This is a genomic window from Paenibacillus yonginensis (genome assembly GCF_001685395.1).
GTDB classification, from domain to species: Bacteria; Bacillota; Bacilli; order Paenibacillales; family Paenibacillaceae; genus Fontibacillus; species Fontibacillus yonginensis.
This window is the reverse complement of record NZ_CP014167.1, coordinates 1,722,677-1,741,876: the sequence shown is the minus strand read 5'-3', so window position 1 is coordinate 1,741,876 and position 19,200 is coordinate 1,722,677. Positions and strand designations below refer to the sequence as shown.

At 44.1% G+C, this 19,200-nt stretch carries 19 protein-coding genes and 3 pseudogenes; 8 read left to right on the top strand and 14 right to left on the bottom strand.

Annotated elements, in window-relative coordinates:
- Positions 1–77: 77 nt before the first annotated feature.
- Positions 78–791, bottom strand: coding sequence for a GH39 family glycosyl hydrolase (locus tag AWM70_RS08050; protein WP_237167904.1), 714 nt, complete (start codon positions 789–791; stop codon positions 78–80).
- A 99-nt stretch (positions 792–890) separates the two neighbouring features.
- On the opposite strand from AWM70_RS08050, the gene AWM70_RS08040 reads away from it, so the two are divergent.
- Positions 891–2,008 (top strand): IS3 family transposase gene (locus tag AWM70_RS08040; protein ID WP_206093401.1). Its coding sequence is split into 2 segments (ribosomal slippage): positions 891–1,137 and positions 1,137–2,008, totalling 1,119 coding nucleotides; the frame shifts between segments, so codons are not numbered across the junction.
- Here AWM70_RS08040 and AWM70_RS08035 read toward each other — a convergent pair.
- The 3 genes and pseudogenes from AWM70_RS08035 to AWM70_RS08020 form a co-directional block, all read right to left on the bottom strand.
- A complete protein-coding gene (locus AWM70_RS08035) occupies positions 1,981–2,748 on the bottom strand; it encodes a GH39 family glycosyl hydrolase (protein WP_068695312.1) in 768 nt (255 codons plus the stop codon). The genes AWM70_RS08040 and AWM70_RS08035 overlap by 28 nt on opposite strands.
- A 62-nt stretch (positions 2,749–2,810) precedes the next feature.
- Positions 2,811–3,928, bottom strand: a protein-coding gene (locus tag AWM70_RS08030; RefSeq protein ID WP_206093431.1) for an IS3 family transposase whose coding sequence is annotated in 2 segments (ribosomal slippage) — positions 2,811–3,682 and positions 3,682–3,928 — 1,119 coding nt in all. Because the reading frame shifts where the segments join, the coding sequence is not laid out codon by codon here.
- Between the two features lie 78 nt (positions 3,929–4,006).
- Positions 4,007–4,567 (bottom strand): annotated as a pseudogene (locus AWM70_RS08020) (glycoside hydrolase family 3 protein); the annotation flags it as partial.
- A gap of 219 nt (positions 4,568–4,786) precedes the next feature.
- On the opposite strand from AWM70_RS08020, the gene AWM70_RS08015 reads away from it, so the two are divergent.
- Entirely contained in the window at positions 4,787–6,028 is a 1,242-nt protein-coding gene (locus AWM70_RS08015; RefSeq protein ID WP_068695307.1) for a helix-turn-helix domain-containing protein, read from the top strand.
- 213 nt (positions 6,029–6,241) lie between these two features.
- On the opposite strand, the pseudogene AWM70_RS08010 reads toward AWM70_RS08015, so the two are convergent.
- A pseudogene (locus AWM70_RS08010) lies at positions 6,242–7,088 on the bottom strand (SDR family oxidoreductase).
- Positions 7,089–7,181: 93 nt separating this feature from the next.
- Here AWM70_RS08010 and AWM70_RS08005 point away from each other — a divergent pair.
- Positions 7,182–7,601: a MerR family transcriptional regulator gene (locus tag AWM70_RS08005; protein WP_068695305.1), complete on the top strand. Its 420-nt coding sequence runs from the start codon at positions 7,182–7,184 to the stop codon at positions 7,599–7,601.
- 46 nt (positions 7,602–7,647) lie between these two features.
- Here the strand turns inward: AWM70_RS08005 and AWM70_RS08000 are convergent, their stop codons facing one another.
- The 4 genes from AWM70_RS08000 to AWM70_RS07985 all read right to left on the bottom strand — a co-directional run bounded on the left by AWM70_RS08000 (position 7,648) and on the right by AWM70_RS07985 (position 11,658).
- On the bottom strand, positions 7,648–8,388 hold the full coding sequence (locus tag AWM70_RS08000; protein WP_068695303.1) for a phosphotransferase family protein: 741 nt from the start codon (positions 8,386–8,388) through the stop codon (positions 7,648–7,650).
- A 374-nt stretch (positions 8,389–8,762) separates the two neighbouring features.
- On the bottom strand, positions 8,763–8,990 hold the full coding sequence (locus tag AWM70_RS07995) for an aldo/keto reductase (protein ID WP_237167861.1): 228 nt from the start codon (positions 8,988–8,990) through the stop codon (positions 8,763–8,765).
- Positions 8,991–9,532: 542 nt separating this feature from the next.
- A complete protein-coding gene (hemG, locus tag AWM70_RS07990; RefSeq protein WP_068695299.1) occupies positions 9,533–10,960 on the bottom strand; it encodes a protoporphyrinogen oxidase in 1,428 nt (475 codons plus the stop codon).
- 119 nt (positions 10,961–11,079) lie between these two features.
- Positions 11,080–11,658, bottom strand: coding sequence for a TetR/AcrR family transcriptional regulator (locus tag AWM70_RS07985; protein ID WP_206093429.1), 579 nt, complete (start codon positions 11,656–11,658; stop codon positions 11,080–11,082).
- Positions 11,659–11,812: 154 nt separating this feature from the next.
- Here AWM70_RS07985 and AWM70_RS07980 point away from each other — a divergent pair, with 154 nt between their 5' ends.
- Positions 11,813–12,772: a carotenoid biosynthesis protein gene (locus tag AWM70_RS07980; RefSeq protein ID WP_068695297.1), complete on the top strand. Its 960-nt coding sequence runs from the start codon at positions 11,813–11,815 to the stop codon at positions 12,770–12,772.
- Positions 12,773–13,211: 439 nt separating this feature from the next.
- On the opposite strand, the gene AWM70_RS24110 is transcribed toward AWM70_RS07980, so the two are convergent.
- Together AWM70_RS24110 and AWM70_RS07970 are read right to left on the bottom strand one after the other, a co-directional pair.
- Positions 13,212–13,343: a hypothetical protein gene (locus AWM70_RS24110; protein WP_257784542.1), complete on the bottom strand. Its 132-nt coding sequence runs from the start codon at positions 13,341–13,343 to the stop codon at positions 13,212–13,214.
- A 385-nt stretch (positions 13,344–13,728) separates the two neighbouring features.
- Positions 13,729–14,727 (bottom strand): alpha/beta hydrolase, encoded by a 999-nt coding sequence (locus AWM70_RS07970; protein ID WP_237167860.1) that lies wholly within the window; start codon positions 14,725–14,727, stop codon positions 13,729–13,731.
- A 70-nt stretch (positions 14,728–14,797) separates the two neighbouring features.
- Between AWM70_RS07970 and AWM70_RS07965 the strand changes: the two genes are divergently transcribed.
- Positions 14,798–15,112 carry a winged helix-turn-helix transcriptional regulator gene (locus AWM70_RS07965; protein ID WP_068695293.1) on the top strand — a complete coding sequence of 105 codons (315 nt, stop codon included), beginning with the start codon at positions 14,798–14,800 and terminating at the stop codon, positions 15,110–15,112.
- A 145-nt stretch (positions 15,113–15,257) separates the two neighbouring features.
- On the opposite strand, the gene AWM70_RS07960 is transcribed toward AWM70_RS07965, so the two are convergent.
- On the bottom strand, positions 15,258–15,641 hold the full coding sequence (locus AWM70_RS07960) for a MerR family transcriptional regulator (RefSeq protein ID WP_068695291.1): 384 nt from the start codon (positions 15,639–15,641) through the stop codon (positions 15,258–15,260).
- Between the two features lie 231 nt (positions 15,642–15,872).
- Here AWM70_RS07960 and AWM70_RS07955 point away from each other — a divergent pair, with 231 nt between their 5' ends.
- Both AWM70_RS07955 and AWM70_RS24190 read left to right on the top strand, forming a co-directional pair.
- On the top strand, positions 15,873–16,418 hold the full coding sequence (locus AWM70_RS07955) for an SDR family NAD(P)-dependent oxidoreductase (RefSeq protein ID WP_335582151.1): 546 nt from the start codon (positions 15,873–15,875) through the stop codon (positions 16,416–16,418).
- Entirely contained in the window at positions 16,381–16,629 is a 249-nt protein-coding gene (locus AWM70_RS24190) for an SDR family oxidoreductase (RefSeq protein WP_335582150.1), read from the top strand. Before AWM70_RS07955 ends, AWM70_RS24190 begins: the two co-directional genes overlap by 38 nt.
- Positions 16,630–16,900: 271 nt before the next feature.
- On the opposite strand, the gene AWM70_RS07950 is transcribed toward AWM70_RS24190, so the two are convergent.
- Positions 16,901–17,305: a hypothetical protein gene (locus AWM70_RS07950; RefSeq protein WP_068695289.1), complete on the bottom strand. Its 405-nt coding sequence runs from the start codon at positions 17,303–17,305 to the stop codon at positions 16,901–16,903.
- A 242-nt stretch (positions 17,306–17,547) separates the two neighbouring features.
- Here AWM70_RS07950 and AWM70_RS24185 point away from each other — a divergent pair.
- A pseudogene (locus tag AWM70_RS24185) lies at positions 17,548–17,865 on the top strand (GNAT family N-acetyltransferase); the annotation flags it as partial.
- Between the two features lie 49 nt (positions 17,866–17,914).
- Here the strand turns inward: AWM70_RS24185 and AWM70_RS07940 are convergent.
- A complete protein-coding gene (locus AWM70_RS07940) occupies positions 17,915–19,084 on the bottom strand; it encodes a YhgE/Pip domain-containing protein (protein WP_068695285.1) in 1,170 nt (389 codons plus the stop codon).
- Positions 19,085–19,200: the final 116 nt, after the last annotated feature.

Here is a 19,200-nt window from a genome sequence, read left to right as displayed (position 1 = left end):
TACTTACTTGAATAGTTCATTTTAATTTGTTTTGAAATCGCTTTCCTTGTATGGAGATTAAAACATTAAAAATGAACCTAAAAAACCGGAAGAAGTTCCACTAAAGAAATCGCATGAGGCTCCAAAATGGAGGTGTATGTCCATTTCTCCTCTATTTTAAGGGTATGACTTTCCCGTTTCGGGATGGAAACCGCTTTTAAATATTGAATATCCTCATGATTTACATTTGCCGGTGATCCCATTTTCACCCATTCATCAAAGCTGCTTCCATGCGCTCTATTTACTGTGTGGGTAATCATCCGGTAATGACCTGAAGGGATTCCTTTCAACTCAATCTCCAGCTTAATCGTCTTCTCATCCTTAAAGGCATTGTACCTATGCGTATCACTAATAAAAGAGGTGTCTCCTATAGCATATAGGTCATCAAAATGACAATAGTTATACGCAAGGATCTGGTACCCCCTGTTATCCGCTGTTACGACATACCCGTTCTCCTGGTGGATCAAATTATCTCCTAATTTTGCTAACAGTTCATAAGCGAGCATAGCCGGCTTGGGAATACCGAATTGAGTCATTAAACCAAGACCCCCGTGGAATAAACGCGGGGATCCTGCTGTCTCCTCAATATTGTCGCTTAATACCCAATAACCAAAGCCCGAAATCCGGTCAAGGTTTTCTACGATATTCTTCACAATATAAGACGACTTATATAAGGTATCGTTCGTTAAGTCCCGGTGGTATGTTGTAGAATTCCACTCCGTTAAATAGACCTCAAGATGGGATAACCCCAGACCGGCTATTCTCTCTTTTTGGATCGGCTACACTAAGTTGGACAATGAAAATAAGGGCTTGTAGAATAGACCTATCATACGAAGGAGCGGATCTCTACAATGCCAAAACAACGACGTACCTTTACTGCAGAATTTAAGCGACAAATGGTACAGCTTTATGAGAATGGGAAGTCCAGGGCAGCGATTGTGGAGGAATACGACCTCACAGCTTCCGCTTTAGACCGTTGGATTATTCAGGCTCAGACAACGGGTTCCTTTAAGGAAAAGGATAATCGTTCATCAGAAGAAACCGAACTGATGGCGTTACGAAAAGAGAACCAACGTCTGAAGATGGAGGTAGATATTTTAAAGCAAGCGGCGCTGATCATGGGACGAAAGTAGCTATCATTCGGAATAACCTGGATAAATACTCGGTATCAGCATTGTGTAACGTCCTGCAAATTGCAAGAAGTACGTACTATTATGAAGCCAAAGAACGACCGAATGAAGATGGGTTATCAAAGGCTATTGTGGAAATCTTCTATAAGAACCGAAAAGCCTACGGTACACGAAAGATCAAAACCAAGCTCCAGGAACAAGGACTCATCGTGTCTAGACGCCGTATTGGCCGAATCATGCGTGAGCAAGGCCTGGTCTCCACCTATACCATTGCCCAGTTTAAGCCCCACAAAACGGCCTGTAATGAGGCGGCAACGACGAATGTGTTAGCTCGTGAGTTTGACCAGGCTGAAATTAAGCGCTTCGTGGTCAGCGATCTAACGTATGTGAAGGTAGGGCACCGTTGGCACTACATTTGCGTCCTCATCGACCTGTTCAATCGAGAGATCATTGGCCATAGTGCAGGTCCACATAAGGACGCTGCTCTGGTTTCGCGCGCCTTTGCTACGGTAGAAGGTGACCTGAGCCAAATCCAGTGGTTTCATACGGACCGTGGAAGTGAGTTTAAAAACCAGAAGATGGACGAGCTTCTGGAAACCTTTGAGATCAGTCGATCGTTAAGCGCGAAGGGTTGTCCTTATGACAACGCTGTAGCGGAAGCAACCTACAAGGTCATGAAAACGGAGTTCATCCATCAGATGGAGTTCCAGAGCCTCGATCACCTGCAGTTGGAACTATACGACTATGTTAACTGGTTTAACAAGCATCGAATTCATGGATCATTGGGGTACATGACGCCTGTTCAGTACCGTCAAGTAGCCCTTAAAAAAGCTGTCTGATTTAATGTTGACAATCCATTTTCCTGTTCGAGCGAAGTCTTTAAATAATCAGGATTAGGAGAAATACCTGTAAAATTACTCAGCATATTCTCATAGGTTTGGGTAATAAACATCTGATTCATGTTATCCAAATTAAGATTTAATTCCTCATGCGGATAGAAATGAATAGGAAGGAAATCGGGGATACAGGAATGCTCCTGACAATATGAGAAAAATTCGGCCCCATATTCGTTGGACTCTAATGTAATGATCCGACCGGGTGCCCCAATTTGGAGTCTGGACGAAATCTTTTTCAGTGTCTCATAAGTCGCGCGATAAAATTCCTGATATTCCTCTTTAGTCCCCGACCAAAACACACTAAATTCAGGTTCATTCCAAAACTCAAAACGCCAGCTTTCAATTTCCCTTCTACCATAGCGATTAAAGCAATTGTAAATAAACCCCTCCATTAATTTGCACCATTTGTCTAAGGACTTAGGCGGACTTGTGTAACTGGGTTTATAGAATACAGTTTTGCTTTGATCACTTGCTAGTGCTGAAGGCATAAATCCAAGTTCAACGAAGGGTTTGAGACCAATGGATAATAAGAAATCGAACAGCTCATTGACATACCGAAAATTAAACGTAGGGTTCCCTTTGGAATCCTCCTGATAAACCATCATATCGTCGTCAAAAATCCCATGGAAACGCAGAAAGTGAAAGGGACACTTTTCCTGGACATAACGCAACTGCTGCTGCACATCCGCATAAAGCCCTTCTTTCGCCTTCCCTATCGTAATTAAAGTGGATTGTCAACATTAAATCAGACAGCTTTTTTAAGGGCTACTTGACGGTACTGAACAGGCGTCATGTACCCCAATGATCCATGAATTCGATGCTTGTTAAACCAGTTAACATAGTCGTATAGTTCCAACTGCAGGTGATCGAGGCTCTGGAACTCCATCTGATGGATGAACTCCGTTTTCATGACCTTGTAGGTTGCTTCCGCTACAGCGTTGTCATAAGGACAACCCTTCGCGCTTAACGATCGACTGATCTCAAAGGTTTCCAGAAGCTCGTCCATCTTCTGGTTTTTAAACTCACTTCCACGGTCCGTATGAAACCACTGGATTTGGCTCAGGTCACCTTCTACCGTAGCAAAGGCGCGCGAAACCAGAGCAGCGTCCTTATGTGGACCTGCACTATGGCCAATGATCTCTCGATTGAACAGGTCGATGAGGACGCAAATGTAGTGCCAACGGTGCCCTACCTTCACATACGTTAGATCGCTGACCACGAAGCGCTTAATTTCAGCCTGGTCAAACTCACGAGCTAACACATTCGTCGTTGCCGCCTCATTACAGGCCGTTTTGTGGGGCTTAAACTGGGCAATGGTATAGGTGGAGACCAGGCCTTGCTCACGCATGATTCGGCCAATACGGCGTCTAGACACGATGAGTCCTTGTTTCTGGAGCTTGGTTTTGATCTTTCGTGTACCGTAGGCTTTTCGGTTCTTATAGAAGATTTCCACAATAGCCTTTGATAACCCATCTTCATTCGGTCGTTCTTTGGCTTCATAATAGTACGTACTTCTTGCAATTTGCAGGACGTTACACAATGCTGATACCGAGTATTTATCCAGGTTATTCCGAATGATAGCTACTTTCGTCCCATGATCAGCGCCGCTTGCTTTAAAATATCTACCTCCATCTTCAGACGTTGGTTCTCTTTTCGTAACGCCATCAGTTCGGTTTCTTCTGATGAACGATTATCCTTTTCCTTAAAGGAACCCGTTGTCTGAGCCTGAATAATCCAACGGTCTAAAGCGGAAGCTGTGAGGTCGTATTCCTCCACAATCGCTGCCCTGGACTTCCCATTCTCATAAAGCTGTACCATTTGTCGCTTAAATTCTGCAGTAAAGGTACGTCGTTGTTTTGGCATTGTAGAGATCCGCTCCTTCGTATGATAGGTCTATTCTACAAGCCCTTATTTTCATTGTCCAACTTAGTGTAGCCGATCCACAGCGGTTTCAAAACTGGCCAGATAGATTTCTCTTAAAGTCCGCTCATCAATCTCAGCATTTACAGACATCCGCCGGTGCTCTTGGTTATTGGCCGCAAAGTGTTTCAGCGATGAACCTACCCCTTGGCTTTGGACCCCTTTAATATGGTTTGCTGCCATTTGGGAGGATAAATAAGGGTCTTCGGAAAAATATTCAAAGTTCCGGCCGCAAAGCGGGGATCGTTTAATGTTGGCACCAGGTCCAAGCAGTACGGCCACATCCTCAGCCTGACATTCCTCACCAAGCGCCTGCCCGACCTGATAAATCAGATCCCGGTCCCATGAGCAGGCAAGGCCGGCAGCTGACGGGAAACAAGTAGCCGGAACACTATCATAAATGCCAAGGTGGTCGGCACCTTCCGCTTGTTTTCTGAGGCCATGCGGTCCATCCGTCACCATTAGAGATGGGATTCCTAAGCTTTCAATCCCTTTCGTATGCCAAAAGTCCAGTCCTGAGAAAAGGCTGGCCTTTTCCTGCAGGGTCATTTTTTTAATAATTTCATCAAAATTACGGGTCATTTGTTATTCCTCCCTGTATGAGTGTTGGAATGATTTAAAAAGGAGTACGACTTATCAATTAAAAAGGAAGCGTTTCCTTTTGTTCCATCATAATTATTTTTCCGTATGACTTATGGTATAACTTTTATATTAATTGTATTATTTTTATACAATTTACTTGCAAAGGACCCTTCGGCTTAACAAATAAGAACTTAGCTTAACCTATTGGAGGAAAGTTCAATGAGTTGCGGATTCGGGAATAACCATAAACTTTGGGATATTTGTCAGGTCATTTCAGAGTCTTTTGACGTTCCTTATGCCTTTGTGGATAACCATACGGATCTTATCTTTAAATGGCCAACAAGTAATGACCACCCGTACTTTGAGTCAGCGATAAACCAAATAAAGCCTAAGCATTTAGCTGTGGAAATTCCCCGGCCGGTTATAGTAACCCTAAATCATTTTGAAACTTATATTTTTTTACACTTAAGAGAAGACAACAGAGCTTTTGGTACCCTGATCATTGGACCCTCAATTCCCTTTAGACTGCGGGAAGACCAATTAACCGGGTTATTAAATGATTACGGGATCAATAGAAATAACTTGTCTTATTTTTCTTATTACAACTCCTTAACCGTTATTAGCCACCAACAGCTTCAGTCCATGGGGATGCTGTTATATTACATGACCTATGAAAAACTTATTACTCGAGAAATGGTGGAAACAGAGAAATTGATGGAAGAGTTTGAAGCAGAGGTAGAGAACGCCGATGCCGTAGTTGCAAAAAATCGGGAAAAAGAGGCTTTGCACCATGACCCGGCTTATGATGCCGAACTGTTTCAAACCATTGAGAGAGGAAATAAGGAGGAACTGCTGAGCTTGTTTCACAGGCTCCCAGAGGGCCAATTGGGGACATTATCCAAGAGCAGCTTTCTGCGCAGCAAAAAAAATCTGGCTATCTCTGCCATAGCTGTAGGAACAAGAGCCGCAATCCGCGGAGGGCTAAACTCTGAAATCGCCTTTACACTAAGCGATCTTTATATCCAGAAAATAGAAGACGTTACCCAACCCGAAAATGTGGACCAGCTTTTAGAAGAGGCCTTATGTACATTTGCTGACCGCGTCAAGCAGGCGATCGAACATCTCTACTCAAAACCCATCTCAAGTTGCCACAACTATATTTTCTCTCATTTATATGAGCCTATATCTCTTGATGATTTAGTCCATCATGTCCATCTTAATCCGAGCTATCTATCCACCTTGTTCAAACAAGAAGTCGGGATGACCGTAGGAGAGTACATTCAGAAAGCTAAAATTAAGGAAGCGAAACACCTGCTAGATTGGACAGACTATTCAATTACAAAAATCAGCACATTGCTCAATTTTACGGATCAGAGCCACTTTACCAAGGTTTTTAAGAAATTGACCGGCAGCACGCCAAAGAAATATCGTTTAAAGAGTAATAAGGGATCTTCTGTATAAGACCAGTGGCACCTGCAACGGAGCCTTTTATTTCTGGCAGCACTTAATAAAAGCAGCGACAGTCCAGGTCCTTCGGGTTCCTAGTCCGCCACTGCTTTTTTACGAGTCAGGTTCTCATTTTGCCATCTAATTGGGTTAAGGAATTAACCTGAATATAATAATATGGAGGTATCCCAACCCGCCATTTAAGAACGTGGGTACACCCTCCATTTTTTATGCAAAATAATGCCCTGCTTCGAGATCGGCGATCAGCCCGGGCTGCATCGGTTTCCAGCCCAGAAGCTCCCGTGTTTCCAGACTCGCTTGCTTAGCGTTGTACAAACTTGTGATATCAAATGCCGCTATGGTGCCAAGAAAGCCGAAATGGGCGGCCGCTTCTTCAGGCGTGATGCTGACCGTTGGCACTTTCAATTGACGCCCGATGACCGCAGCGATCTCATGGAACGGAATGCCTTCATCGCCGGCGCCTAGCAGCCGCGAGCCCGCCGGGGCGGATTCCAGCGCCAGGCGGTACAGAACCGCCGCATCCAGACGGTGAACCGCCGGCCAGCGATTCATTCCGTCGCCGATGTAGGCCGCGAAGCCCTTCGCCCGGGCGATGTTGATCATCATAGGCACAAAGCCCCTTATCGCCTTCGCCGTGCACGGACGGCGCAAGCGAGACGATTGATGCCCTAACGCCCTGCTCTGCCTTTGCAAGCACTGCTTGATCTACGGTATGTCCATTTGCGTGAGCCGTCGTAATAAACGGCTTCCCGGAGCCTTCCAGCGCTGCTCCCATGACTTCAACAGCCCGCAAATCTAGATCCAGCGCGCCTTCAAAGTTGGAAAAATCGTTGGTGAACGCCAAATGAATCACGCCATCCGCAGCCGCGGCGGCTCTACCCAGCGTATCGAGATCGTCCAGCGTACCGTACACCGTTTCGGCTCCTGCAGCCTTTAGTCCCGCGGCTTTCTCTTCTGAACGGCAGAGACCCGATACGGTATGTCCCGCGCCGATCAGTTCCCGGACGACAGCAGACCCGACGTACCCTGTTGCTCCTGTTACAAAAACCTTCATCATGATATCCTCCTTCATGTGTTGACTGCTTGAACATGCTAAGCATAAACTATGAAGTGAACTCTATAGCAAGCTATCCAAGGAGAAATGAGTATGAAAATTCAGGAATTGGCGGACAAGATGGGATTAACGATCCATACGATCCGTTATTACGAAAAGGAAGGTTTGCTGGATGATCGGCATGTCCGGCGGGAAAGCAACAATTATCGTAATTATTCGGAAGAGGCTGTCGAGCGGTTAAAGCTCATTAAGAAGTTCCAGTCTATCGGCTGTTCGCTTGCTGAACTGAAGGAAGTTTTGAGGGATCACGACGCCAACACCCAAACGAACCGTCAGATTATTGATTGGATTCACAACAAGAAGAAGGAGATCGAGAGCAAAAAGGAAGAGTACGACCAAATGCTGGGCACCCTTAACAAAATGCTGGAATATCGGACTTTGCTTATGGACGATCCGATTCAAGCACAAGAGATGCTAAAGTCTTGGCATGCCGACTCATCCAAAACACCTTGACTCTGAACTATTTGAATCAGAAAAAGCTAAAACAGGGGCCATAAATTCAATAGAACTCATTAGGACATTCCCCTTTTCTAGCGGCAGCAATTACAGTAATGTAATCTTGGATCATCTCTCGAGTAACGCTCATTTCGATAAGATATAAGTCGGCCAGTGTTTTTTTTAGTTGCAGCAGCGTTTCTTTATCATCTGCATCTGCTGGAACCGGTGTGTATTGCACTAGATAAACAGTTCTTGCAATATCATATAAAAAATCTCCACGGCACACATTCATAAAGTCTATTACAGTGGTTTGCCCATTTAATAGTAATATATTGCCGGGATAAAAATCACCATGGCAAAGTGTATCTCCATCTTTTAATCTACTCAAAATATCTAATGCTCTTTCCTGCTCCTCTACGTTAAGAGATGACGCGTTTAATATATTAGATTTCAAAAATTCTTTACAATCGGGTACATTGTTAACTTTGTTTAGAACTATTGACTTATGTAGACTAGCCATGTATTCTGCACATCCCTGGAGGTCACCGGTTTTCAATACCCAATCCAGCAGAGTTTCACCCTCCACTCTGTCATATATAATGCCGACTTGCTCTTCATAATAAATCATTTCGTATGCCTTTGGTTTTGCAAAATTCATAAGATTGATTGCCTTCGCATTAAGAAACTCTCTCTCTACAGCCAAAGTAGGATAGCTTTTAACGAAAAGCTTAAGCACTTTACCTTCTTCCCACTCATATACAGTTGCTGTATTTCCTTTACCTATTATTTTCTCATCTTGCATTTCTCCCCCACCTTTTTTAAAGATAGTTTAATGAAGCGCCCGCCAGTCTAATATTTTATTTTCTTTGAACACTCTACATAACACATGACTTTTGGACTCATCTAACTACTCACCTTTTACTTCGGCTGATTCTACTCCAGAGCATAAATATAACACCATAGAAACAAATCGAAGATGATTCTTGTCCCTAGCTCAGGACAAATGCCATACATTATATTCTTCGTTTTTGCAGATGCAAACGTGCTTTAAGATTTTGAAAAACTTCAGGTGTTAAGAAATAAGTTTGAGACTGCATGGCTGCAGATCCCCTGAGACAATATCCAATCGCAAAGGGTCCACGGAACCCGAGGACCCCTGCTTCTTCTGATTATAGTCTAGCCGCCCAGCAGCGTCATCTGTTCTTTCATATAACGCGTGCCGTGTACGACATTCTTGGGGCTGACCTGATCGATTCGTTCGAGGTCCTCCTTTGTGAGAAGGATATCAGCCGCGGCTGAATTTTCCTCCAGGTACTTGATACGCTTCGTACCCGGGATAGGCAGCGCTCCGTTGGCAATCGTCCAGGCAATGGCCAATTGTGAGGGGGTACAGTTCTTCTCCATCTCCAAGGCGACAACTTCCGAAAGAACCTAGAGGTTGTCGACAAGATTAAGGAGATCGCACCGCGGCATCCATCTGCGAAGATCGCAGGCGCTCGAAAACAGGTCATAAGACGGATCTAATCTAGGTGATCTTGTTCGAACAGTCGATTCCCGTTCTTATCTCTCATAATGTAAGGGAGCAATCCCTCCTTCTCGTAAAACGAATCGTATGAGCCGGGCAACCAAGCCGCTCTGAAGCTTCTTTGATCGTGAATGCCATTGGCAGGATCGCTCCTTATCGGTTATTTTCAGACGGAATCCGGCTGGTTCTTCCTCATTCTAAACCTTAAAGTAAACTTTAAGGAAAGCGTTGTTTTGGGAGACAGCTGTGAGTAAAATCATTCAAAACTTAAAGCGGGCGCCCTTAGGAGTAGGAGCCCGCTTAGTAAACTTTGTTCATTTGATTGTTTTTCATCATATTTCCAGATCCGAAACGAAATTTCGCCTATTTATGATAAGGTCCCTCCTAATTAATCCTCAACTAAATTTGCCCTTTAGCCTGATTAACTATTATCTGATGCCCCTTGCTTACTGGTTGGAGAATAGCCCTCCTTCAATAAATCAATGATTTTTCTTGCCGAATCGGCCCCGTTCTTCATGCAATCCGAGATCCCTACGCCATAATAAGAGCATCCAGCAAGGATAATGCCTGGGAATACATCTGCCATAATGCTTTCAAGTGCATAGACAATTTTCGGATGGGTAATCGAATAAATTGGCATTTGCCCGGACCAGTCGGTGATCTCGTTAACGACAGGTTCGGCGGTAATTCCAAGCCCCTTCTCAATATCGCTAAGCGCCACCTTTAGCAGGTCATCGTGATCCAGATTCTTTATTGAAGCATACAAAGGATGGCTGCTTTTATAAAATAGCCGGACAAGCAAATTTCCGGATTTGGACGTATGCTCCCATTTGCGACTTGTCCATGTGCAGGCGCTGCAGAACAATTCATCGGTTGTCGCGGTAATAAATCCCGTTCCATCGGCGGGGAGCACTGAATCGGGCACGTTAAAGCCGACATATACGCTGATGAGCGAGTTGCTCTTTAATCCCGAGAATTGCTCTGTAAGTCTCGGATCGTCAAGAATCGGTTCTGCTGCCGTATGCGGGATGCTTAGTACAACATAATCCGCTTCGATCATGTCCTGATTGTCCAAGTGCACGCGATACCGGCCATTGTTCTTATCAATCCTGCGGACTTTAGTGTTTAACAACAATTCTTCGGTCAGACCGGCTTGAAAGGCGTCAATTAGCGAGCCCAGACCGTTTTTTAGCGAGAAAAATTTCTTCTCACCAATCCTAAACTTCTGCTTGTTGGCTTCGAGTCCTTTAATAATGCTTCCGTATTGCTCCTTGTAGTCGATCAAGAAAGGTAGTGTTGAGGCAATTGTCAACTCGTTCAAATTCCCTGAATAGACCCCGGAAAGGACGGGGGCGATTTGCTTCTCGACTAGTTCACTCCCGAGAAAATACTCCAGAAACGCGCCGACAGAATCGTCCTTCGTAAACGTCTCATTTTTCGTATATAAATCTTTTAGCGCTGCAACTTTGCCTTCTGCCGAGACGAGCGTACTCTTGGCGAGCGACTCCACGCTTGCCGGAATGCCGAACACGGCGTCGTCCGGAATCGGCTTCAAATGTCCAGCCGCATATATGAAGGAGCGTCCAGTTGTGTTATAAACCACGTCATCTTTCAAGCCCAGTTCTTCAATCACGTCCATATCGTTCATTTTTCGCGCTACAATAGAATCCGCCCCGGTCTCCATCACGAATTGTTGATGCCTAACGGTTCGAATTTTACCGCCTATCTGTGCTGACGCTTCAATTAATAAAAGCCTGACTGCGGCTCCGGTTGCCTCCCTCCATTTGCGAAATTCATGCATAGCCGACAGCCCCGTAATGCCGCCACCGATAACAACAATTGTTTTCAAATGCAACACCTCATCGTTTAGTTCCCATTAGTCTAACATATCCATGCAGGTTTCTGGTATTATGGCCGTCACTCAATCTGAGTTTAAATCGTATGGATTATTCAGCCTGCGGAGAAATCCTACAATTCTTCAGAATAAAAAGCTTTAGATACGGATTGCGTGGCTTTATCAATAAAATCCGCAATTTTACTCGGGCTTTCCTTCAGACCACTATTCACCCACTTTTTAATAATGGCTATACTGCCATGAGCGGTAAACGTATACCAGGACTCAAATAAGGGTTGATCAAAATATTTTAATTCCTGCTTCCATCTCTCAATAGTTAAATCGTGACTGATATAAAGGATTCGTTCTAATAATGCTTTATCGCCATGCTCCGAGAACAAAACCTCACATATCGTTTTATTCGCTTTTATATACTTACATAATTCATAAGATAGCTTTTCAGGAGTTTTAAGGTTTGAAGAATTGATCACAACTTGCTTAATATCTTCGTAAAGATCATTTTCAATCGTTGAAAGCAGCTCAAACTGGTTAGCATAGTGTGAATAAAAGGTGTTGCGATTAATATTCGCTTCTCTGCAAATGTCGGTCACTGTAACTTTATTGATAGACCGTTCCGTCAGAAGCTTCAACAAGCTTTCTTTGATAACCATTTTTGTATATCTCACTCTATGATCTGTTTTTTTGTCTTCCATAATATCCTCCCTCCACATCATAAACGAACAAATCTTATGCAGTTTGTAAGTTAACGAACATAATGATATCGAACTACCTGTTGTTTTACTAACACAGTGAAATTATAATTTATTTGAACGTTCAATTCAAATTCAACTCAGATGGAGGTAAAATATGGGTGATATAACGGTAGTGCCTGTATGGATTATTCAAGATATTATAGTCATAATTGCTGCTATTCTAATGGTTTTCTATATCCTTGATAAGGAAGAGCATCCAAAAACGGTTCTAATGCAATTTATAGGTTTTGTGTTTTTTTACGCAGCCGTTTTTGAAATTACTGCATCGTCTCTTGGGGAAGGTTTCTACGCATATGGGCGGAGTATTTTAATGTTATTTAATATCCCTATTACGGTTCCTATTATTGAATTTCTGATCATTTATTCAACTTTGCGTGCTCTAAAGTCTGTAAATATACCGTCCTGGACCAAACCCTTTATTACGGGATTAAGCGCTATGGTTTTTGACTTTTCATTGGACCCGGTGGCCGTTAAACAAATATTTCAGACCATGGATGGAATCATGGCAAGATGGACTTATTATCCTCTAGCCGGTGAACCTCAAATATATGGGGAACCCGTGATGAATTTTACAGGATGGATTTATATAGCGGGATATTGGACTACCTTTATTCTAATTGGTGAATGGTGGTACAAAAAGAAAGGCTACAGTAAATTAATCGGTTATATCTATCCGTTGCTAGCGGCAATTGTGTCCTTAGCTTGTATGTTCTCACCTTTATCTAACTTCTTTAATTATATGGGGCCGTTCTTCGACAGAACCTCTAATATGCAATGGGTGATGTTGATTGCCCTTTCTGTAATTACAACAGGAATTTTAGCATTCGCTTTTATAAAGTTCTGGGATCGGAAGGTTATTTATTCAATCACTCCCAAAAAAGATTTTCCTATCCTGTTTACTTTCTTGGGGTTCCCCCTAGTTAATACTATATTTTGCCTTATAGGAGGTTACACGGAGGTATTGTGGCTGGTCGTTCTGGCTCAGATATTATTAATGTTAGCCTGGATTGGAATTTATATTATGGGTAAAAAAGCAAGTCCAATGATGAAATAACCATAAGCCCAAATATGGAGGCAAAGAGGCACACTTAAAAACTGGATGACCTGACTTTTGAGCTCTTTTCTTTCTCCAAAAAATGGTTGCAAGCGAATATAAAATTACTGTCGTTGGCGTTTATTTTCTTCGCTTTGACGGATGATCTCATCAACGACGTGCTCGATCGGTGCGGTCGCGTCGATTATAATTCCATTTTTCGGAATGTCTTCTTTCCTCCCCTTCCCACTCATTTTCCGGTCGCTCGTCAAGCTGCCGGTTCAATGTGTCAAGGTCGACATCGAGGACAAACACACCGTCAAATAGGTCTATGAATTTCGAAAAGTTCCTAGAGCCACCGCAGAAAAATGTTACCGCTTCATCCCGATTGGCGACTAAAGTTTTTACTTTATCTACATGCCAAATGTGGTGCTCGTGCATGACACCATCCGTCCGTATACTAGGATACGCCTTGATAAGCCAATTCACGGTCACCATGAACGGCCTGGTAGCCGCGCCGCTGCAATTCTTTGCAGACCGAAGTTTTGCCGGAGCCGGAAATACCTTCAATCAGATAATTCCTAATGCCCATGGCTGGATCCTCCATTCAACTGAACAAGCACAATAAAGATATTAGATGTGTCGATCTGTCGTTAAACGGCCCGTTAGGTTAATTTACTCAATAGGGAATTTTTCAACATTGGTCTGATAATCCCTCCATTCCTCTCAAATGAACAACCATTATTGAGAGCAACACACCATGATATGATGAAGGTTGCCCTGACTAAGAGATCGCACTGCCGGAAAACACTATTTGGCTAAAGTTGCCAAGCTCGGCCAAAAGACTTAGCATAGTCTCACCGAAAACGCTAAATTAAGCATAATAGGAGAACCCACGGAACAGGTTCTCCTACATGTTAGAATAGCAGGAACATCCCCGCTCCTGGAGCTGCCTTTCTCTCCGATTCAGGGGTTGCTTAAAAAGCTTTCTGCAACGCCCTTACAGCATGCTGTAACGCTTCTCTTCCTCTATCGTATATCCCTGTCTGCAAAATAAAGCCGTGGGCCATTCCCTCATAACGTTTCATTTCCACGGGAACACCAGCAGCTCTTAATTTCTCGGCAAAGGCTTCACCTTCATCTCGCAGGGGATCATACTCAGCAGTGAGAATGAGCGCTGGAGGCAGGCCTGCAAGGTCAGCCGCAAGAAGCGGAGAAGCATAGGGATGCAGCCCATCCTGATCGTTCGCTAAATAGTTGTTCCAAAACCATCTCATCGTGTCCGCTGTCAAACCGAAACCTTCGCCGTTCTCCTTATAGGATTGGGTATCAAACGAATAATGAGTAACCGGGTTAAACAATAGTTGAAACTTAACGAAGTTAGCGCCGTTATCCCGGGCCATCATGGCCACAACAGCAGCAAGATTGCCGCCTGCGCTATCTCCGCCTACCGCTATTCGATAAGGATCTGCACCGATCGCGCTTGTATTTTGCGCGACCCACGTTAGCGCAGCGTAGGCATCTTCCACAGCTGCAGGAAATTTATGATCTGGAGCTAAACGGTAATCTACGGACACTACAATACTGTTCACACGGTTGGCTAATTCTCGGCACAATACATCTGCTGCGTCAAGATTTCCAACCACCCATCCTCCTCCGTGATAATATACGATGACGGGTAAAGGAGTCTCCCTTTGTGGCTTATAGATTCGTACCGGAACGGATTGAAGATTACCCGGAATCTGTAAATCCTCTACTTTCCAAACTTGAAGCGGTTGGCCGGCTCCAAAACTAAGATTGACCTTTCGAGCATTTTCCACGGATAATGTATGCAGCGGCGGAATGCCCTGCTTGCTTATATTTTCTAGAACAACTTGAACTTGTGGGTCGAGCGGCATTCTAATTTCCTCCCTCATATTTTCAAAGATAAAATCGACTGGTTCGCAATGTAGTATACAAAATAAAAAATAAAACACGTAAGTACGCACCTTTTCGTAACGCAGTACCCAAATGGTAACCTAGAAGACTAAGATAGGACGTGATGACATGAGCGGTTGTCCCGTAGAGGCAACTCTTTCAGTAATGGGAGGTAAATGGAAGGCCGTTATCCTTTGGCGCCTCGTTAAGGGGACAAAGCGATTTAACGAACTCGAACGTTCAATTTCACAAATTACCCGTAAAATGTTAACGGAGCAATTACGAGAACTAGAGCGAGATAACTTAATTATAAGAAACGTATATCCAGAAGTTCCTCCAAAAGTAGAGTATTCCCTGAGCGACTATGGCCGGACGTTTATTCCGGTTTTGCAATCGATGGCCCAGTGGGGATTGGTTCATCTTGAAAGGACGGCTGGAAGGTAGAAAGCAGCGCTTTTACAATGAGGGGGTTCACGCAAAATGCAAAAACCGCCCGAATCCTGACCGCGCTAGGCGGTCGGACTCGGGCGGTTTTCATTTTGATCGGCTACATCTCCCACTTTACCCTCATCACTTGGAGTTACTCAAGTCAAATTTTTAGGCTAGTCTTTTCAATCTGTGATTCTAATACATCATAAAGAGCCAGTTTATAGTTTATTTTATCCAAATTGAAATACAGTTCTCTTATACTATTCTCAATTTCTTTTTTATGAAGAAGCATCATCTTTTTTCGTTCCGAAATCGTCGAATCCCCTTCTTTATACAAGTTGACGTACCTCTGAATTTGAGCAATCGGCATTCCAGTTGCCCGAAGTGCAGTAACAAAGTGTACCCAGCTTAAATCCTCTTCGTCATAGAACCGCTTTCCGTTTTCATTTCTCTTCACATAAGGAAGCAGTCCCTCCTTTTCGTAATATCGAAGTGTTGGAGCCGTTATTCCTGTCAATTCAGTTACTTCACTTATTGTCAACATAAATAAAGCTTCCCCTCCTCTTAAAGTGTACTTTAAATAATTTTTTGGCTTTTCAAATGAAATCAGCTGGATTTTTCTGTGAAAAAAGCTAAAAAAACCGATTAGGGCAAAGAATTTACCTACTTAATCCTATATTTATTATTTCATCAAATAAGCCTTGACTTCAAGTGAACTTCATCTTTTATGATAACAGGCGTAGTAAGTAATAAATCAAGAAAGGATGAAGTTACAATGACAAATATCTCGATCGTCACTGGTGGCAGCCGCGGACTCGGCCGCAATACTGCCATCAGTATTGCACGTCATGGCGGTGATGTCATCCTGACCTATCGCAGCCAAGCAGAAGAAGCCAAGTCTGTTGTTGCTGAAATCGAAGCTCTGGGCCGTAAAGCAGTTGCCCTGCAGCTCGATGTTGGAAACATCGCCAGCTTTGCAGACTTTGCTAAGAACGTCCGTTTGGCCCTGCAATCTACTTGGAATAGCTCCACTTTCAATCATTTGGTGAACAATGCCGGCCACGGAGAAATGGTGGACTTTGCCGAAACAACAGAAGCTCAGTTCGACGCCCTGTTCAATGTACACGTCAAAGGCGTGTTTTTCTTGACTCAGACCCTTCTCCCGCTGCTTGCAGATGGTGGCCGTATTGTGAATTTCTCTTCGGGTCTGACTCGTGTATCTTATCCCGGGTTCTCCGCTTATTCTGCGGCGAAGGGAGCAGTCGAAATTCTAACCATCTATAATGGCCAAAGAACTTGGCCACCGAGGTATTGCCGTTAATACCATTGCACCTGGAGCCATTGAAACCGATTTTCTAGGAGGTTCTGTACGCGACATACCTGCTTATAATGACACGTTTGCCTCGATGACCGCCCTTGGTCGAGTCGGCGTACCCAAGGATATCGGTCCTGTAGTCGCCAACCTGCTTAGACCCGACAATCGCTGGGTTAATGCACAGAGAATCGAAGTCTCGGGCGGCCAGAACATCTGATCTATATGTTGATCCTCTAGTTGTCCGCGTTCAAATATGCTAAGCTTGAGCAGCTCATGTTCAGGTTCTCCTGTCAAAGTGGTGGCTTCCATTTTACAGGAAACCGACATGAGCTTTCTGTCTATCTAGATGTCGCACTTCTATTACCCATTCCAGTTCGTCAAATAAAAAAACAACCGCCATGAAGCAGCGATTGTTTTTAAAATTGATTTGATTGAACGTTAATCAAATGTTATTTACAAAGCAAGGTTTGGCTGAGCGAGTTTGATTATTATATGCCAATAAACATATTCATACTGAAGGGCCCCCAGTTTTCGCCAGTGTATCCGCTGCTCCCTTCAAGATTAACAAAGCAAGGAAGCAAAATATACAAAATGCCTGATGGAATACGGTTTGCGAAGGTCATCGTGAAGTTCATTTTCGAATGGTCTATGGGTCTGATTATTGCCATTTCAGGTTTGAGTGCATTGGAGCTGCTAAGCATATCTCCCATATTTACGCTGGCAATACCATTTGGCCCGGCATTACTTCGGATCCAATAATTTGATAAGTTAATCGCCGATCCCATGTCCGTTCGTTGGTCATACGAAAACAATATTTGGTTGGAAGCCACTTGCCTGGTGTTCGTTATTACGGGGTGAGGAACCCTCTGACGATCGACATGAAAGTTGTACATAAAAAGTCCTCCATGATTTTGGTCTATAGCCTAATTAATCATATGCCGAAGATCAGGGAACGTGCGAAAAGCTGCGGCTTCCCCTATGATGATAAGAGTCGCAGCAGCTATTGGATGCGGGGAAAACGGTCTCGCGGAGGGCTTCCAGCCTTAGCAAAAGGAGTAGAGTTGCTTACTATAAAAAGGAGAATATATTCTATTATATGAAGCGAATATTTTGCACAGATCAACAATGGAGGTATTACTCATGCAAACCTTTTCTGGAACATAAAATTCCGACATTGGACGACGCTGTAATAGAGATTGAGAAACGCAGCCTTGCAGACGAGTATATCGCGGTCTGTCTAAAAGAAAGCAACAAGCTTATAGGAGAACTGTTCAATAAGAAGGAAGAACCGGAGACCTACAGTATTGGGTGGAACTTTAATGCCAAATAGGAAAGGAAAGGCTACGCAAGTGAAAGCGCGAAAGCCTTTATAGAGTATCTCTATAGGCAACAAGGAGCCCGAAGACTGTACGCCTATGTCGAGGAGGATAACTTCCGGTCTCATAAGCTGTGTCACTCTGTCTACGCCAACAGCAGCTTATCGCTGTTGATTCTTACATAGTTTAGGGGTTTGAAACGGTAGCTGTTGATCGACCGGCCTTAAATCCTGAAGCGAGCAGCAGCACAAGGAATCCCACGGCTATGCTCCACAAAATCAGTACGTTTGAAGCTGCCGCATCCAATCCGCCGAAATACATTACTTCCCGCAATCCGCCTGCCGCGAACCGTAATGGCGTCCAAGAATAGATCCAATCTCGTGTTATCTGTGGCAAGAACTCGGGAGCCATGTTCAGTAGCGGGATGGAAAAGAACATCAGAAGTACAAGCAGCGGCATCGCTCGGAATCCGATCCAATTCAGCAAGGAAGATTGCAGCAGGAAAAACGCCGATCCGGCCAGCCATAAGAACAACCAAGTCCCCCCGGCATCTGCCATTTCCATGCCGTACCACGACATGGCCATCCAAATAGTAAAACCTGATGCAAAGCTGATGATTGTAAGTCCCGTGATCGTTTGCACCGCAATGACTGACCATCTACTTGAAGCTGCGCCAACCTCCTTCTTGCTGGCTAGGAACAAGGAAATTCCAGTCACCAGGCTGCCGATCCACATAATCTGGGTCAACAAAGCCGGCGCATTCCCCGATGCATTGTTCATCCCTGGTGAATGTATGACTTCTTCCTGAATGTTCACGGGCATGACTAAAGCTTTAACTGTCTCAACTGGAACTTGCTCCATTGGCTGTCCAAACTGCTCAAGCAGCTGAAGTGACAGTTCTGTGTTAATCCGTCTCAGTGCTTGCTCCAATACCTGTGTTACTACCGCCAAGGCTTGAGTGCTCATTCCTTCATTGGATATGATCTTCACATGAGGGTGAATCGGTGAAGAAGTTACCAATGAATACAAGCTGCTGCTCAGACCAGCCGGAAGTACCAATGCCCCGTAATAATCGCGATTATCCAGCCCTTTCCGGGCTTCTTCCTCGGAGCCTACAATATGCCAGGCGAACGGCAGCGACGAATTTGAGCTCAATGTTGCCTGGATCATTTTCCCGGCCTCTAACGTTCCGCCTGTTGGCAATTCCATCGGTTGGTCAAGGACCACGAGGGCCACTGGGAGCTCTTTTGGCTCTGACCCAAGCACTGAACCCATCATTGCAAATCCGAATACAATCAATACGACCAGGACGATTGCTGTTCCCAGCCAGGTCATTTTTTCTTTCAGTATGCTCATCCTTCTCTACTCCTTGTTCATTTACAATAGACATATAATTGATGATCTTTTTGTAACGAATAGAAGCGCTGCTTGTGCAACGCTTCTATATCCATTTGGAGAGGGAATCCTCAGCC

Coding starts and splice junctions, on each gene's coding strand:
- AWM70_RS08015 (WP_068695307.1), top strand. CDS start 4,787: ATGAGTTGCGGATTCGGGAATAACCATAAACTTTGGGATATTTGTCAG.
- AWM70_RS08005 (WP_068695305.1), top strand. CDS start 7,182: ATGAAAATTCAGGAATTGGCGGACAAGATGGGATTAACGATCCATACG.
- AWM70_RS08000 (WP_068695303.1), bottom strand. CDS start 8,388: ATGCAAGATGAGAAAATAATAGGTAAAGGAAATACAGCAACTGTATAT.
- AWM70_RS07995 (WP_237167861.1), bottom strand. CDS start 8,990: ATGGAGAAGAACTGTACCCCCTCACAATTGGCCATTGCCTGGACGATT.
- AWM70_RS07985 (WP_206093429.1), bottom strand. CDS start 11,658: ATGGAAGACAAAAAAACAGATCATAGAGTGAGATATACAAAAATGGTT.
- AWM70_RS07980 (WP_068695297.1), top strand. CDS start 11,813: ATGGGTGATATAACGGTAGTGCCTGTATGGATTATTCAAGATATTATA.
- AWM70_RS24110 (WP_257784542.1), bottom strand. CDS start 13,343: ATGGGCATTAGGAATTATCTGATTGAAGGTATTTCCGGCTCCGGCAAA.
- AWM70_RS07965 (WP_068695293.1), top strand. CDS start 14,798: ATGAGCGGTTGTCCCGTAGAGGCAACTCTTTCAGTAATGGGAGGTAAA.
- AWM70_RS07960 (WP_068695291.1), bottom strand. CDS start 15,641: ATGTTGACAATAAGTGAAGTAACTGAATTGACAGGAATAACGGCTCCA.
- AWM70_RS07955 (WP_335582151.1), top strand. CDS start 15,873: ATGACAAATATCTCGATCGTCACTGGTGGCAGCCGCGGACTCGGCCGC.
- AWM70_RS24190 (WP_335582150.1), top strand. CDS start 16,381: ATGGCCAAAGAACTTGGCCACCGAGGTATTGCCGTTAATACCATTGCA.
- AWM70_RS07950 (WP_068695289.1), bottom strand. CDS start 17,305: ATGTACAACTTTCATGTCGATCGTCAGAGGGTTCCTCACCCCGTAATA.
- AWM70_RS07940 (WP_068695285.1), bottom strand. CDS start 19,084: ATGAGCATACTGAAAGAAAAAATGACCTGGCTGGGAACAGCAATCGTC.